Origin of the sequence: Corynebacterium massiliense DSM 45435, assembly GCF_028609805.1 — a bacterium.
GTDB classification, from domain to species: domain Bacteria; phylum Actinomycetota; class Actinomycetes; order Mycobacteriales; family Mycobacteriaceae; genus Corynebacterium; species Corynebacterium massiliense.
Genome location: NZ_CP063189.1, coordinates 1,362,243 through 1,376,058 on the forward strand (window position 1 = coordinate 1,362,243; position 13,816 = coordinate 1,376,058).

Annotated in this window: 12 protein-coding genes; 2 read left to right on the plus strand and 10 right to left on the minus strand. The window is 65.1% G+C overall.

What is annotated here, in order from left to right; translation table 11 throughout:
* Positions 1-89: 89 nt before the first annotated feature.
* The 4 genes from CMASS_RS06430 to CMASS_RS06445 form a co-directional block, all read right to left on the minus strand.
* Entirely contained in the window at positions 90-2,354 is a 2,265-nt protein-coding gene (locus tag CMASS_RS06430) for a polyribonucleotide nucleotidyltransferase (protein ID WP_022862190.1), read from the minus strand.
* A 166-nt stretch (positions 2,355-2,520) separates the two neighbouring features.
* Positions 2,521-2,790: a 30S ribosomal protein S15 gene (gene rpsO, locus CMASS_RS06435; protein WP_022862191.1), complete on the minus strand. Its 270-nt coding sequence runs from the start codon at positions 2,788-2,790 to the stop codon at positions 2,521-2,523.
* Positions 2,791-2,909: 119 nt separating this feature from the next.
* A complete protein-coding gene (locus CMASS_RS06440) occupies positions 2,910-3,875 on the minus strand; it encodes a nucleoside hydrolase (RefSeq protein WP_022862192.1) in 966 nt (321 codons plus the stop codon).
* A 29-nt stretch (positions 3,876-3,904) separates the two neighbouring features.
* The gene (locus tag CMASS_RS06445) at positions 3,905-4,948 is read right to left on the minus strand and encodes a bifunctional riboflavin kinase/FAD synthetase (protein WP_027018484.1); all 1,044 of its coding nucleotides are present in this window, start codon (positions 4,946-4,948) and stop codon (positions 3,905-3,907) included.
* A gap of 36 nt (positions 4,949-4,984) precedes the next feature.
* Here CMASS_RS06445 and truB point away from each other — a divergent pair, with 36 nt between their 5' ends.
* Together truB and CMASS_RS06455 are read left to right on the plus strand one after the other, a co-directional pair.
* A complete protein-coding gene (truB, locus tag CMASS_RS06450) occupies positions 4,985-5,971 on the plus strand; it encodes a tRNA pseudouridine(55) synthase TruB (protein ID WP_022862194.1) in 987 nt (328 codons plus the stop codon).
* A 49-nt stretch (positions 5,972-6,020) separates the two neighbouring features.
* Positions 6,021-6,353 carry a hypothetical protein gene (locus CMASS_RS06455; RefSeq protein ID WP_156831747.1) on the plus strand — a complete coding sequence of 111 codons (333 nt, stop codon included), beginning with the start codon at positions 6,021-6,023 and terminating at the stop codon, positions 6,351-6,353.
* A 26-nt stretch (positions 6,354-6,379) separates the two neighbouring features.
* Here CMASS_RS06455 and CMASS_RS06460 read toward each other — a convergent pair whose 3' ends face one another.
* The 6 genes from CMASS_RS06460 to infB all read right to left on the minus strand — a co-directional run bounded on the left by CMASS_RS06460 (position 6,380) and on the right by infB (position 13,748).
* Positions 6,380-7,048, minus strand: a complete 669-nt coding sequence (locus CMASS_RS06460; RefSeq protein WP_022862195.1) for a 4'-phosphopantetheinyl transferase family protein — start codon at positions 7,046-7,048, stop codon at positions 6,380-6,382.
* Positions 7,041-7,919, minus strand: a complete 879-nt coding sequence (locus CMASS_RS06465) for a metallophosphoesterase family protein (protein WP_022862196.1) — start codon at positions 7,917-7,919, stop codon at positions 7,041-7,043. Before CMASS_RS06465 ends, CMASS_RS06460 begins: the two co-directional genes overlap by 8 nt.
* A gap of 46 nt (positions 7,920-7,965) precedes the next feature.
* Positions 7,966-9,267 carry an MATE family efflux transporter gene (locus tag CMASS_RS06470; RefSeq protein WP_022862197.1) on the minus strand — a complete coding sequence of 434 codons (1,302 nt, stop codon included), beginning with the start codon at positions 9,265-9,267 and terminating at the stop codon, positions 7,966-7,968.
* The gene (locus CMASS_RS06475) at positions 9,268-10,251 is read right to left on the minus strand and encodes a DHH family phosphoesterase (protein WP_022862198.1); all 984 of its coding nucleotides are present in this window, start codon (positions 10,249-10,251) and stop codon (positions 9,268-9,270) included. It abuts the gene before it with no gap.
* Positions 10,252-10,253: 2 nt separating this feature from the next.
* Positions 10,254-10,697: a 30S ribosome-binding factor RbfA gene (rbfA, locus tag CMASS_RS06480; RefSeq protein ID WP_022862199.1), complete on the minus strand. Its 444-nt coding sequence runs from the start codon at positions 10,695-10,697 to the stop codon at positions 10,254-10,256.
* Between the two features lie 177 nt (positions 10,698-10,874).
* Complete coding sequence (gene infB / locus CMASS_RS06485) at positions 10,875-13,748, minus strand: translation initiation factor IF-2 (protein WP_022862200.1); 2,874 nt, start codon at positions 13,746-13,748, stop codon at positions 10,875-10,877.
* Positions 13,749-13,816 lie beyond the last annotated feature (68 nt).

Sequence of the window (13,816 nt, forward strand, 5' to 3'; positions counted from 1 at the left end):
TCACGTGACAAAAGAAAATGGCGGGGAGAATTTCTACTCCCCGCCATGATAGTGACCTCGCCCCAGCGACTCAGCCGGAGGTGAGGTGGTTAGTCTTCGTCGACCGGGACCAACGAAATCTTGCCGCGGTTGTCGATGTCCGCGATCTCCACCTCGATCTTGTCGCCAACGTTGACCACGTCTTCGACCTTCTCGATGCGCTCGTCGCCACCAAGATTCGAGATGTGGATGAGGCCGTCGCGGTTCGGCGTGAGGGAGACGAACGCGCCGAAGGCAACGGTCTTGACCACGGTGCCCAGGTAACGCTCGCCCACCTTGGGCAGCTGCGGGTTCGCAATCGCGTTGATCTTCTCCAGCGCGGCATCGGCTGCCTCACCGCTGGTCGCCGAGACGTAGACCTTGCCGTCGTCCTCGATGGTGATTTCCGCGCCGGTCTCCTCGGTGATGGTGTTAATCGTCTTGCCTTTCGGGCCGATCAGCTCACCGATCTTGTTGACCGGGATGCTCACGGAGGTGATCTTCGGTGCGAGCTGAGACATCTCGTCCGGCTCGTCGATGATTTCCGCCATGGTCGACAGGATGGTCTGGCGGGCTTCACGCGCCTGCGTCAAAGCCTCCGCCAGCACGTCCGACGGGATGCCGTCCAGCTTCGTGTCCAGCTGCAGCGCGGTGATGTAGTCAGCAGTGCCGGCGACCTTGAAGTCCATGTCGCCGAAAGCGTCTTCCGCGCCCAGGATGTCGGTCAGCGCGACGTACTGCTCCTCGCCATCGACCTCACCGGAGACCAGGCCCATGGCGATGCCGGCCACCGGCGCCTTCAGCGGCACACCGGCGTTGTACAGCGACAGAGTCGACGCGCAGACAGAACCCATCGAGGTGGAGCCGTTGGAGCCCAAGGCCTCGGAGACCTGACGGATGGCGTATGGGAAGTCTTCGCGCGACGGGATGACCGGCAGCAGGGCGCGCTCCGCGAGGGCGCCGTGGCCGATCTCGCGGCGCTTCGGCGAACCGACGCGGCCGGTTTCACCGGTGCTGAACGGCGGGAAGTTGTAGTGGTGCATGTAGCGCTTGGACTCGATGGGCGTCAGCGAATCAATCTGCTGCTCCATCTTGAGCATGTCCAGCGTGGTCACGCCGAGAATCTGCGTCTCACCGCGCTCGAAGAGCGAGGAGCCGTGTGCGCGCGGGACGAGCTCGACCTCAACGGCGAGATCACGGATGGCGTCGGTGGCGCGCCCGTCGATGCGGTAGCCCTCGGTGAGGATCTTCTCGCGCACGATCTGCTTCATCAGGTCGTTGTAGGCCGCGCGGATCTGCTTGCCGGCATCCGCGTCCGACTCAGCATCCGCAAACCGCGGAGCCAGCTCTTCTTCGACCTGCGCCATGTGCTCGTTGGTAGCGGCATCGCGGTCCTGCTTGCCCGGGATGGTCAGAAGCTTGGCCAGCTTCTTGGATGCCTTACGCTCGACGGCCTGGAAGACGTCCTCGTCGTAGGCCGGGAACAGCGGGAAGTCCTGCGCGTCCTTAGCGGCACGCTCCGCAAGACCCTCTTGGGCGTCACACAGCGCCTTGATGAACGGCTTGGCGGCCTCCAAGCCCTCGGCCACGGTCTCTTCGGTCGGGGCCGGAGCGCCCTCGGCGATGCGCTCGGCCACGTTCACGCCGGCGCCGGCCTCGACCATCATGATGGCGACATCGTCACGCTTCTTGCGGCCATTCTTCCGGGTGACCTTGCGGCCGGCCACGACCATCTCGAACAGCGCACGCTCGTGCTGCTCCGCGTTCGGGAAGGCAACCCACTGCCCCTGCGGATGGCGGTCATCGGCCAGCAATGCGATGCGCACGCCACCCACCGCGCCGGATACCGGCAGGCCGGACAGCTGGGTGGACGCAGACGCGCCGTTGATGGCCACGACGTCGTAGTACTCCTGCGGCGCCTGCGACAAGACGGTGATGACGACCTGGACCTCGTTGCGCAGGCCCTTCACAAAGGTCGGGCGCAGCGGGCGGTCAATGAGACGGCAAGCCAGAATGGCCTCAGACGACGGGCGGCCCTCGCGGCGGAAGAACGAACCCGGGATGCGGCCCGCGGCGTACATGCGCTCTTCCACGTCCACCGTCAGCGGGAAGAAGTCGAAGTTCTCCCGCGGCTGGTTGGAAGCGGTGGTGGTAGACAACAGCATCGTGTCGTCGTCCAGGTAGGTGGTCACGGAGCCGTCCGCCTGCCGCGCCAGCTGGCCGGTTTCGAAACGGATAGTGCGGGAACCGAAGTCACCGTTGTCGAGCTCAACCGTGGCCTCGGTGGTGCCATAATCGTCGTCGGTGAAGAAATTAACGCTGTGCTGCGCACTCATGAACTAGCTACTCCTTATAAGTAGTGCGGCGATCGTCGCTGTCGCCCAAGTTGGATGATTTCTAGCAGGTGCGAGTCTAGCAGGAGTTATAGACATAAAAAGAGCAGCCTCCGCGCAACGGATGCGACGGAGGCTGCTTATGCCGTGAGGCAGGCGACGCAGAAACTTAGCGGCGCAGGCCCAGGCGGGAGATCAGCTCGCGGTAGCGGTTGATGTCCTTTTCCGCGAGGTACTTCAGCAGACCGCGACGGCGACCAACCATCAGCAGCAGACCACGACGGGAGTGGTGGTCGTGCTTATGGAACTTCAGGTGCTCGGTCAGGGTCTCGATGCGGGAGGTCAGCAGGGCAACCTGTGCCTCCGGGGAGCCGGTGTCGGTCTCGTGCAGGCCGAAGTCCTTGAGGATCTCAGCCTTCTTCTCAGTGCTCAAAGCCATGAGTAATCTCCTTATTTTATTTCAGTCCACAGAAAAGTAGTGCGGGAAACCGCGGCGGTGCACTGTTTCTCCGCGAAGCCCGGAAACTGCTGCAGACCGCAGTAGCCGGACCGTCTCGATTACCTTACACTCTCAGCCTGCGCACGCCCAAAAAGATCGTGAAGGCGCTCCACTAACGACGACACGAAGCGCTCGGTATCCACCCCGACCGCGACGCGGGTGTTCGGTTTTTCACCCAGCCGGGTTTCGTCACCGATGGTCCGCCCGCGCGAGGCGCCGTCGGTTTCCACCTTCATGGCGAGATCCACGACGTTGACCAAGCTGGGATCTTCCGCCACGGCGACCGCCAGCGGATCGTGCAGCCCGCAGCCGCCCAGGTGCGGCGACGTGGTGGCGTAGGCGCCGATGTAGTAGTCGACCATGTCCGCGTACGCCTCGGCCGCCGGCGTACCCACTGCGCGCCACTTCGCGGTTTCAGCGCGGGTGAGCAGGGTGCGCAGCGTGACGTCCAAGCCCACCATGGTGGCGTCCTGACTGCGGCGCAGGACGGTGTCTGCTGCCTGCGGGTCCTGGGAGATATTCGCCTCCGCAAAGCGGGTGACATTACCGGGCAGCGTGAGCGCCCCGCCCATGAACACCAGGTGCGCGCGCTGCGCGAATTCCGGGTCCTTGTCCATCGCCGCCGCGATGGTGGTGTGCGGGCCGGTAGGCACGATGACGAGGTCGTCGCCGTAGCGCGCCACAGACTCGATGAGGAAGTCCACAGCACCGGGGTGCGCGGACGCGGCCGGCTCCGGCAGCTCTACCTCGCCGATCCCGTTCTTGCCGTGGATGAACGCGGAGATCTCCTGCACCGCGAACACGTTTTTATCCCCGGCGTGCCCCGGCCCCAGGTACACCGGGATGTCACTGCGCCCGAACAGCTCCAACAGACTCAACGAGTTACGCGCGCCCTGCTCGACCGTGACGTTTCCGTAGGTAGCGGTGACACCAATGAGCTCCAATTCCGGGGAGGCAAGCGCGTACGCGAGCGCCAGGGCATCGTCAATGCCGGTATCGAGGTCCAAAATCAGCTTGCGGGTCATGGCGGAAATTCACTCCTTTTAGGGGCTCCCTAGGAAGCGTCGCTTGGCGCGTCGGTGCGTAGGAAAAAGTATGCGCTGGCCCACGCGTGGCGGGCAGCGTCATCGGCCAGCACAGCGCGGGCGCCGCGCACGTCGTTGCGCATGGCGTCCAACAGCTCATCGATTGAATCGAACTTCACCATGCCGCGCAGCCGGGAGACGAACTCGACGGTTGCGTCGTGACCGTAGAGATCCGCGTCTCGGTCCAGCACAAAAGATTCCACGGAGCGCTCGCTGTCGCCGAAGGTCGGGTTGGTGCCCACCGAAATGGCCGCGGCGTAGCGCTTGCCTGGCTCGATATTGCCGGTCACCGGCGCCTGCGCGCTATCCAAGGTGAACCAGCCGGCGTAAACCCCATCAGCGGGAATGGCGATGGATTCCGGAAAGTACTGGTTCGCGGTCGGATATCCCAGCTCTTTGCCACCGCGGCCATTGCCGCGCACGACAGGACCGCTGACGGAGAAGTGGCGGCCTAATACCCAGTTCGCGCGCTCCACGTCGCCGTCGCTCAAGAAATCCCTGACCGTGGTGGACGACATGCGCACCCCGTCCTCGTTAAGCAACGGCACGATGGTGGTGGAAAAGCCCATCTCACCGCTGAGCTCCTCCATCGTCTGCGCGGTGCCCGCGGCCCCGGCGCCAAAGGTGAAGTTCTCCCCCACAACGACGCGGACCGTACGCAGGCCGTCGAGCAACAGCTCCTGGATGTAGTCCTTCGGCCCCAGGCCCTGCAGCTCACGGGTGAAGTCGATGACCACCACGGCGTCTATCCCCGCCTCCTCGGCGAGTTTCAACCGGTTGTCCAGCGTGGTCACCGCGAGCGGGGCACGTTCCGGCAAAAAGACGGTGACCGGGTGCGGATCGAAGGTCACCAGCACCGCCTTGGTGTCAGTGTCCCGGGCGGTCTTCACCGCGGTATCGATAAGCAAGCGGTGCCCGCGATGCACGCCATCGAAGACGCCGATGGTCACCACGCTCGGGCCGAAGTCGGCGGGTATCTCTTTCGTTCCGTAAAAGATTTCCACGGCCACAATGCTAGAGCATCCCGCGCGGACTTAAACTGACTGTCCATGAGTGCTCACCACAGCGATCGACACCGCGACACCCACCGCGATTCTCCCCGCGATCCCCTCGCCGACTCCGGCCTTGCCATCGTGGACAAGCCTGCGGGCATGACTTCCCACGACGTGGTGGCGAAGCTGCGGCGCATCTACGGCACCCGCAAGGTGGGGCACGCGGGCACTCTCGACCCAATGGCCACGGGCGTCCTGGTCGCCGGTATCGAGCGCGGCACCAAGTTTCTGGCGCACATAACCGCCAGCACGAAGTCCTATAAGGCGACCATTCGCCTGGGGGCCGCCACCACAACCGACGACCGCGAAGGCGAGGTGACCTTCACCGCCGATCCCGAGGTCATCACCGCGCTTGACGATGCCTCCATCGACCGCGCCGTAGCTGATCTCACCGGGGACATCATGCAGCGCCCCACCGCGGTATCTGCCATCAAGATCAATGGCAAGCGCGCCCACGAACGCGTCCGCGCTGGCGAGGACATCGATATCCCTGCGCGCCCGGTCACGGTCTCCCGTTTCGACGTCGTCGACCGTCGGCGCGGTGGCAGCCACCGCGCCGACGGTTTCGTGGACCTCAACGTCGAGGTGGATTGTTCCTCCGGCACCTACATCCGCGCTCTCGCACGCGATCTGGGCGAGGCCCTGGGAGTCGGCGGCCACCTCACCGCGCTGCGGCGCACAGCCGTCGGTCCGTTCACGCTTGCCGATGCCCAGCAGCTTGATGATCTCGCCAACGCCCAGGATTCCGCGCACGGCCCAGATCTCTCGCTCAGTCTGGACGAGGCGCTTGCCCGCTGCTACCCCGTTGTACGTATCCGCAACGAGGAGGCCGACATGCTGGCCATGGGAAAGTGGCTGGAACCCTGCGGGCTGAAAGGTGTACACGCCGCGGTCGCAGACGACGGGCGCGCCGTCGCGTTGGTGAAGGAGTCGAAACACCGCCTTCACACCGTGTTTGTCGCGCGCCCGAGCACATTGCAATAGCGACAACAAGATTAATTTTTAAACACGTTTGTTTGTGGAGGTCAATTAGATGAATCTCGCGAAACTTGGCAGTGTAGTGAGTGTAATTCTCATTGTTCTGACCGCTGTTACCGCCGTTTGGGACCGGATTCCAGATAATCTGGGGCCAGTTCTCATCTGGTTAACTTTTGCTGTATCCCTTGCCACATCCATCGTTGCTTTGGCTAAGGAAGGAAAGAATGGGATCCTCGCCTTTGTCGGCGGAATTTTGGTTGTCGTCGGGGGTGTTACTTCTGCGTTTTCCGGACCTGACGGCCTAAACCTATGGGTCCCCGGTGTGATACTGCTCGGCGGGGTTCTTTTCCTTGCTCAGCTCTTCGTTCGCGGCCACCAAGAACGCTGATCCGCAGTACAAACAGCCCACCACCCTTAACGCGGAACCGTCATTGCGACGATGAAATAGCCGTCGCGCTCGACCCAGCGCCCAGCGATAAACGGGACGGGGGTAGGGCGCACGAGCAGGTACGCGATGAGCGTGCCATCGGAACGCAGGCTTATCTCCGCGTCCTCGAAACCCAGCCAGCGATGCGTAAGCGGGAACCACGCTTTGTACGTCGCCTCCTTGGCGCAGAAAAGCAGGCGGTCCGGCGCGGACACCTGCGGGCGCAGCTCCGCGAGCTGAAGGAGTTCGCCGGAACGCGCAATCATCGGCAACACTTCCGCGGGAAGCTCCTCGTTCGGCTCAGCGTCCAGCCCCAGAGAACGCACCGTGGTCAGCGGCGCGGCCACCGCCGCGCGCAGGCCCTCCGTATGCGTCATCGAGCCAGTGAAACCTTCCGGCCACAGCGGCATGCCGCGCTCGCCGCGCAAGATCGGCTCGCCGGCCGGTGCACCTACCTCCCCCAGCGCTTGGTGGGCACACCAGCGGGCATCGCCAAGCTCGGCTTTGCGGGCGTTAACCGCCTGGCTAGCCAGGCTTTTCTCCAACGGGTGCAGGTTGTGGTAGTTGAATAGGTCCGGTTCTGCTCCATACACAGCCGTGCGCACGTAGCACAAACGGGCCTGGGACCGGGCTGGAAAGAGGGCATCGTCACGCATGTTCTCCCCTCCCCCAGTCACGGTTGCACTCGCCTTCCCGGAGCACCGGGTACGGCCACGGTTGCGCCGCTGCGGCATGGGCGCCGGGCTGGCCGCCGTCGCCGCGTCGGGCCTGCCACTGCCGCGGGTAACCGAGCGATACCTCGATGTGCGGCACGCCCTCGACATTGATGGTCCCCGGCATGTGCAGGTGACCGTAGACCGCGGCGATGGCGTGAAAACGCTGCGGCCAGGACCGGGTGTGCCGCGTGCCGGTCCACAAGGCCACGTCGGCCCACTGCATGAAATGGGTCGGCTCCTGCACCAGCGGCCAGTGGTTGACCAGGATGGTAGGCCCCATCACTCGGGAAAGGCGCCGGACCGAATACGTCAGGCGATCCCAGCACCACGCGGGAATGTCCGCGTAGGGCGCAATCGCAATCTCATCGGTCATGACAATCCCGTTGGCCGCGGCGCGGTCGAGTGCCTCGCGCACCGTCAGTCCGGGTGGGCGGAAGCTGTAGTCGTAGAGCGTGAACAGCGGCGCGACGGTCACACCGTCGAAGACGGGAAATTCGTCTTCCGGAGTATGCACGCCGATGGCGCGGCAGTGCGCCACGAGGTGCTGATATTTCGCCCGGCCGTGATGGGTCTCGTGCGCGGTGGAAAACAATTCGTGATTTCCCGGCACCCAGATGACCTCGGCGAATCGCTCGCGTAACTGACGAAGCGTGTCGATGACGACCTCGGTGCGCTCGGCCACGTCGCCGGCGACGATCAGCCAGTCCCCGGGGTGGGCGGGCACGATGTCTGCGAGCCGCGGGCGGTTCGCCGGCGCGCTAACGTGCAAGTCTGAAACGGCCCACAGGGTTGCCCGCTGGTTGTCTTCCACGCCTTCTACCTACGCCCTCAATTGCCTGACCCGAGTCGGAATCGGTTTACTCGGCCTCGGTTTTCGCCCACTTCATGGAGCGGAATCGGACCACGACCGCGATAGTACGCAACGCGATGAAGGCGAAGAGGCCGCACCACACGCCAAACAGGCCGCCGTCGACGGCGTAGGCGATCCACACTCCCGGCAAAAAGCCGAAGAGGACGGAACCGATGGTGATGGTGCGCAGGTACGCCGCATCGCCCGCGCCCAGGAGGACGCCATCGAAAGCGAAGAGCACGCTGCCGAGCACGACCATGGCGACCATGAGCCACCACGGGCCGGAAATTACCTCGAGCACTCCGCTGTCCGGGGTGAACAGGCGCGGGATGAGTCCGCTGCCCAAACCGAGTACCGCGGCGAGGACGACGGAAAAGACGGTGGAGTACACCATGATCTTCTGCCCTGCCACCCGCGCGTGCTTCTTCGAACCGGCACCCAGCGCGGCGCCGATGAGCGACTGCGCGGCGATGGCGAGCGAGTCAAGAATGAGGGTGAGGAAGTTCCACAGCTGCAGCAGGATCTGGTGGGCAGCCAGCGCCAGGGTGCCAAAGCGCGCAGCCACGGCCAGCGCAGACAGGAAGGCGACCTGGAAGCTCAACGAGCGCAGGATGAGATCCCGGCCGAGCACGAGCTGCTTGACGATGACCCGGGGTTTCACCGCCCAGCTACCCGTGTGTTCGCGACGCAACTTCATAAGGAAGCACAGCGCGACGATGGTCATGCCCACCACGTTCGCGATGGCCGAGCCCCGCAGGCCCCATAGGTGAACGAAGATGGGCACGCAGATGGCGCCGGGGATCATTCCGGCAAGGGTGAAGTAGAACGGGCGCGTCGTGTCTTGCAGCCCGCGCATCCAGCCGTTGCCCGCCATGACGATGAGCGTCATCGGGATGGCCAGGGCGGAGATATGCAGCCACGAGGCAGCCAGATCGCCGGTGGCCGCGTCACCCGACAGCGCGCGAGCGATAGGCCCGCCGAATAGCCAGATAAGCGCGGCGAGCACCGCCCCCACACCCACGGCGACCCAGGTTGCCTGCACGCCTTCTGCCACCGCGGCGTCCCGGCGGCCCGCGCCGTAGTGGCGTGCTGCCCGTGCCGTCGTGCCGTAGGACAGGAACGTCAACTGGGTGGTGACCACGGACTGGATGGACGCGGCGGCACCCAGTGCCGCCTGCTGTGCGGCGCCCAGCTGGCCCACAACCGCGGTATCGAGCAGGAGGTACAGCGGGGTCGCGGACAGCACGCCCAGTGCCGGGAACGCGAGCCGGAAAATTGAGCGGGCGCTGACGTCACTGGTCTGTGGCACTTAGTCCTCCAATACAGCGCGAAGTTGCGCGATGATCTCCTCGTCGGTGCCGTCGGTGCTGTAACCAGCGGCGGGTACGTGGCCGCCGCCGCCCAGGCGCATGGCCACGGCGGAGCAGTCGATGACCGAAGAGCGCAGCGACACCGACCACCGGCGCGGCGCTTCCTCCTTGAACACCGCGGCAATGTCGGTGCCCTTGATGGCTCGCACGTGATCCACCAGGTTTTCCACCGCACTATCCGGGTGGCCGTAAATGTGGTCGTAGCGCCCCAGCAATACCGCCACGGTGTACTCCCCCATGGTCAAAAGGCGGATGTCCGCCAGCACGCGGCCGAGCATCTTCAGATCCTCCGGGGTCGTGGAATCCATGAGCTCCAGCGCGATCTGCTTGGTATCCAGCCCGTGGCGCATGAGCTCGGCTGCCAAGTCGTGCATCGACGGCCGGCCCCACCGGAAACTACCCGTGTCGGTGACCAGGCCCGCGTAGAGGCTGTAAGCGATATCGCTGCCTACCTGTACCTCCAACTGTTTAAGCAGGGTGTAGATCGCCACCGTGGTGGATTCCGCCGCGACGTCTACCAGATTGACGTGGCCGAAACCCTCGTTGGACGAGTGGTGGTCGATGCACACCACCGTCGGAGAATCGTCTCCCCGCTCACGGTCCACCAGCGCGCCCAGGTCGGATGCGAGCGTCCCGGTGCGGTCGAGGGAGCCGCAGTCCACGGTGACGTACACGTCGTAGCCGGCTGGCAGGGCACCGACAAGCTGGACCTCGTCCGCGAGCGGGATGGATAGCAAGTTCCCGGAGATCTCGCGGCGCTGGCCGATGACCATGTCCACGTGCGCGCCCAGCTGGCGTAAGGCAGCGGCCAGTGAGGTCGCGGAACCGATGGCGTCCGCATCCGGGCGCAGGTGCGTGATCACGCACACGCGGCGCGCTTGGCCCAGGCACTCAGCAACGCGCTCGTAATCCTGGGTGAGCACTCCTACTTTTCACCCTCTCCGGACTCCTTGTAGGGGTTGGCCTCTCCCGCCGGCTGCGCGCCTTCTTTCATCTTGGCCAGCTCCGCATCGCGGGCACGGGCCTTGGCCAGCAGATCCTCCATGTGGGACGAGGATTCCGGCATGGTGTCGTGTTCGAAGGTGAGCGTCGGGGTAAAACGCACGGAGAGCTTGTCGCCCACGGTCTTGCGCAGCTGCCCCTTGGCCCGCTTGAGGGCCTCAGCAGCCTGGTCGATGTCCGGCTCCTCGTCGATGGTGCGCCCACGCACGGTGTAGTACACGGTCGCATCATGCAGATCGCCGGTCAGGCGAGTGTCGGTGATGGTGACGAGCTCTAGGCGGCGGTCTTTAACTTCGTATTCCAGGGCGTTAGCCACGATCTCTTGGATCCGCTTGGCCAACCGGCCCGCGCGTGGGTTACCAGCCATGCTTCAACCGCCTCTTTCCTTACGTTGTCGGGATGCAAGATCGTGGCAAGTCTAGTCCAGTACCCACAGCGCGGGCGAACCCCCGCTAGATACGACACATCCCCGCCCCTTCCCCACGCCGCCGAAGCGACGGGAGAAATAAGGGCGGGGATGAGCTAGCCGAAGCAAACCGGGCGACTAGTCGCGCGGCACCTCGACCTCTTCGTAGGCCTGGATGACGTCGCCGACCTGGATGTCCGGGTAGGACAGCACCATGCCGCACTCGTAACCGGCCTTGATCTCGTTGACGTCGTCCTTTTCGTGACGCAGGGACTCGACGGACGCGCTGTCCGCGATGACCTTGTTGTCTCGGACCAGGCGGATCTTGGAGTTGCGGCTGATGGCGCCCTCGGTGACCATACAGCCGGCGATGATGCCGGCAGCCGAGGACTTGAAGAGCTGACGGATCTCGGCCGCGCCGGTGTCGCGCTCCTCGTAGATCGGCTTGAGCATGCCCTTGAGCGCCTGCTCGACCTCTTCGATGGCGCGGTAGATGACCGTGTAGTAACGGACATCAACGCCCTCGTTGTTGGCCATCTCAGTTGCCTTGCCCTCAGCGCGCACGTTGAACGCGATGATGACGGCATCCGACGCGGCAGCCAGCGAGACGTTGGTCTGCGTGACCGCACCGACGCCACGGTCGATGATGTTGAGCTCGACCTCGTCGTCGATCTTGATGTCCAACAGGGCATCTTCCAGCGCCTCGACGGAGCCAGCGTTGTCGCCCTTGAGGATGAGGTTGAGAGTGGAAGTCTCCTTCAGCACCTTGTCCAGATCCTCCAGGGAGACGCGCTTCTTCGCCTTAGCTTGCAGGGCAGCACGCTTGCGCGCGTCACGCTGCTCCGCAATCTGGCGGGCGACGCGATCGTCTTCCACCACGAGCAGGTTGTCGCCGGCGCCCGGGACGCTGTTGAGACCCTGCACCTGGACCGGACGGGACGGGCCAGCATCCTGGACATCCTCGCCGTACTCGTTGACCATGCGGCGCACGCGGCCGTGGGCCGCACCGACGACGATGGAATCGCCGACGTGGAGCGTACCGCGCTGGACGATGACGGTGGCCACCGGACCGCGGCCGCGGTCGAGGTGCGCCTCGATGGCGGCACCCTGGGCGTCCATGTCCGGGTTAGCGGTCAGCTCGAGGGCCGCGTCGGCCGTCAGGATGACAGCCTCCAGCAGGTCGTCGAGGTTGGTCCCCTGCTTGGCGGAGATATCGACGAACATGGTGTCGCCGCCGTACTCCTCCGGCACGAGGCCGTACTCGGTCAGCTGGCCACGGATCTTGTCCGGCTGTGCGTCCGGCTTATCGATCTTGTTGACCGCCACGACGATCGGAATGTCCGCAGCCTTGGCGTGGTTAATCGCCTCAATGGTCTGCGGCATAACGCCGTCGTCTGCGGCCACCACGAGGATGGCCAAGTCCGTCGACTTCGCACCGCGGGCACGCATGGCGGTGAACGCCTCGTGGCCCGGGGTATCGAGGAAGGTGATGGCGCGCTGGCCACCCTCGACCTCGACATCGACCTGGTAAGCGCCGATGCCCTGGGTAATGCCACCGGCCTCCTTGCCACGATCGTCGGTGTTGCGGATCGTGTCCAAAAGGCGGGTCTTGCCGTGGTCGACGTGACCCATGACGGTGACGACCGGCGGGCGCTGGGCGAGGTCTTCCTCGGTGCCTTCGTCTTCGCCGAACTGCAGATCGAAGTGCTCGAGCAGCTCGCGGTCCTCGTCTTCTGGGGAGACGACTTCCACGGTGTAGTTAATCTCCGCACCGAGGAGCTGCAGCGTCTCCTCCGAGACCGTTGCGGTGGCCGTCACCATCTCGCCCAGGTTGAACAGAGCCTGGACCAGCGCTGCCGGATCCGCACCGATCTTCTCGGCGAAGTCGGACAGGGAGGCACCACGACGGAGGCGGACAGTTTTGCCGCCGCCGTCCGGCAGCCGAACGCCACCAACGACGTTCGGCGCCTTCATTGCCTCGTACTCGTGCCGCTTCTGCCGCTTCGACTTCTTCGACTTGCGCGGCGGGCCGCCCGGCCGACCGAATGCGCCGGCGGTACCGCCGCGACGGCCGCCGCGACCCCGGAAACCACCCGGCGGGCCACCACGACGTGGGCCGCCGCCGTGGCCGCCACGGCCACGGCCGCGTCCGCGGCCCTCGTTGGCGGACTTCGCCGGCATCGAGGCCGGGTTCGGGTGCGACGGCATCATAGCCGGCGACGGACGACGGCCACCGCTGGTCTTCGGTGCCGCCTTGTCCTTCCCCTGACCCGGCTTAGCTGCGCCCGGCTTAGCACCCGGCTTGGCGCCCGGCTTCGGACCAGGCTTGCCCTGGCCGCGGTTGCCGCGGGTACCGCCCGGACGCGGCGCCGGCCGGTCCCCACCACCGGTGGAGAACGGGTTGTTGGCTACGCGGCGAGTGCCGCCCGGCTTCGGCATCGGGCGCGGCATCGCGTTGCCCGGGGTCGGGCGCTGGCCGCCCTTGCCATCGCCTGCACCCGGCTTGCCAGCACCCGGCTTGGCAGCGCCCGGCTTCGGCGCACCTGGCTTCGGCGCCCCCGGCTTTGCGGCATCCGGCTTAGGAGCGCCCGGCTTGGCAGCCCCCGGCTTCGGCGCAGCGGACTTTTCTGCACCCGGCTTCGGGGCGCCTGGCTTGGAAGCTCCCGGCTTCGGAGCGGCAGGCTTCTTCGCGCCAGGCTTCGGGGCGCCAGGCTTGGCTGCTCCGGACTTCGCGGCGCCAGGCTTGGCTGCACCCGGCTTGGGGGCGGCGGCCTTGGCGTCCTTCTTGCCGGCGGCTGGCTTCGACTTGCCGGATGCAGCTGCATCGGCGTTGGCGTCGGCGCCGCCGTTCTTCTCCTCGTAGACGGCGCGCATCTTCTTCACCACCGGCGGTTCGATGGTGGAGGACGCCGTCTTGACGAACTCACCCTGCTCTTTCAGGGTTCCAAGTAGTTCCTTGCTGGTAACTCCGAGCTGTTTCGCTAGCTCGTGCACACGTAGCTTTCCGGGCACTTGACTCCTCATAAGTTGGCTAGAGACCAAGCCCCGGGAAGCGTTCCCAGGCCTCGACCTCTAGGTTG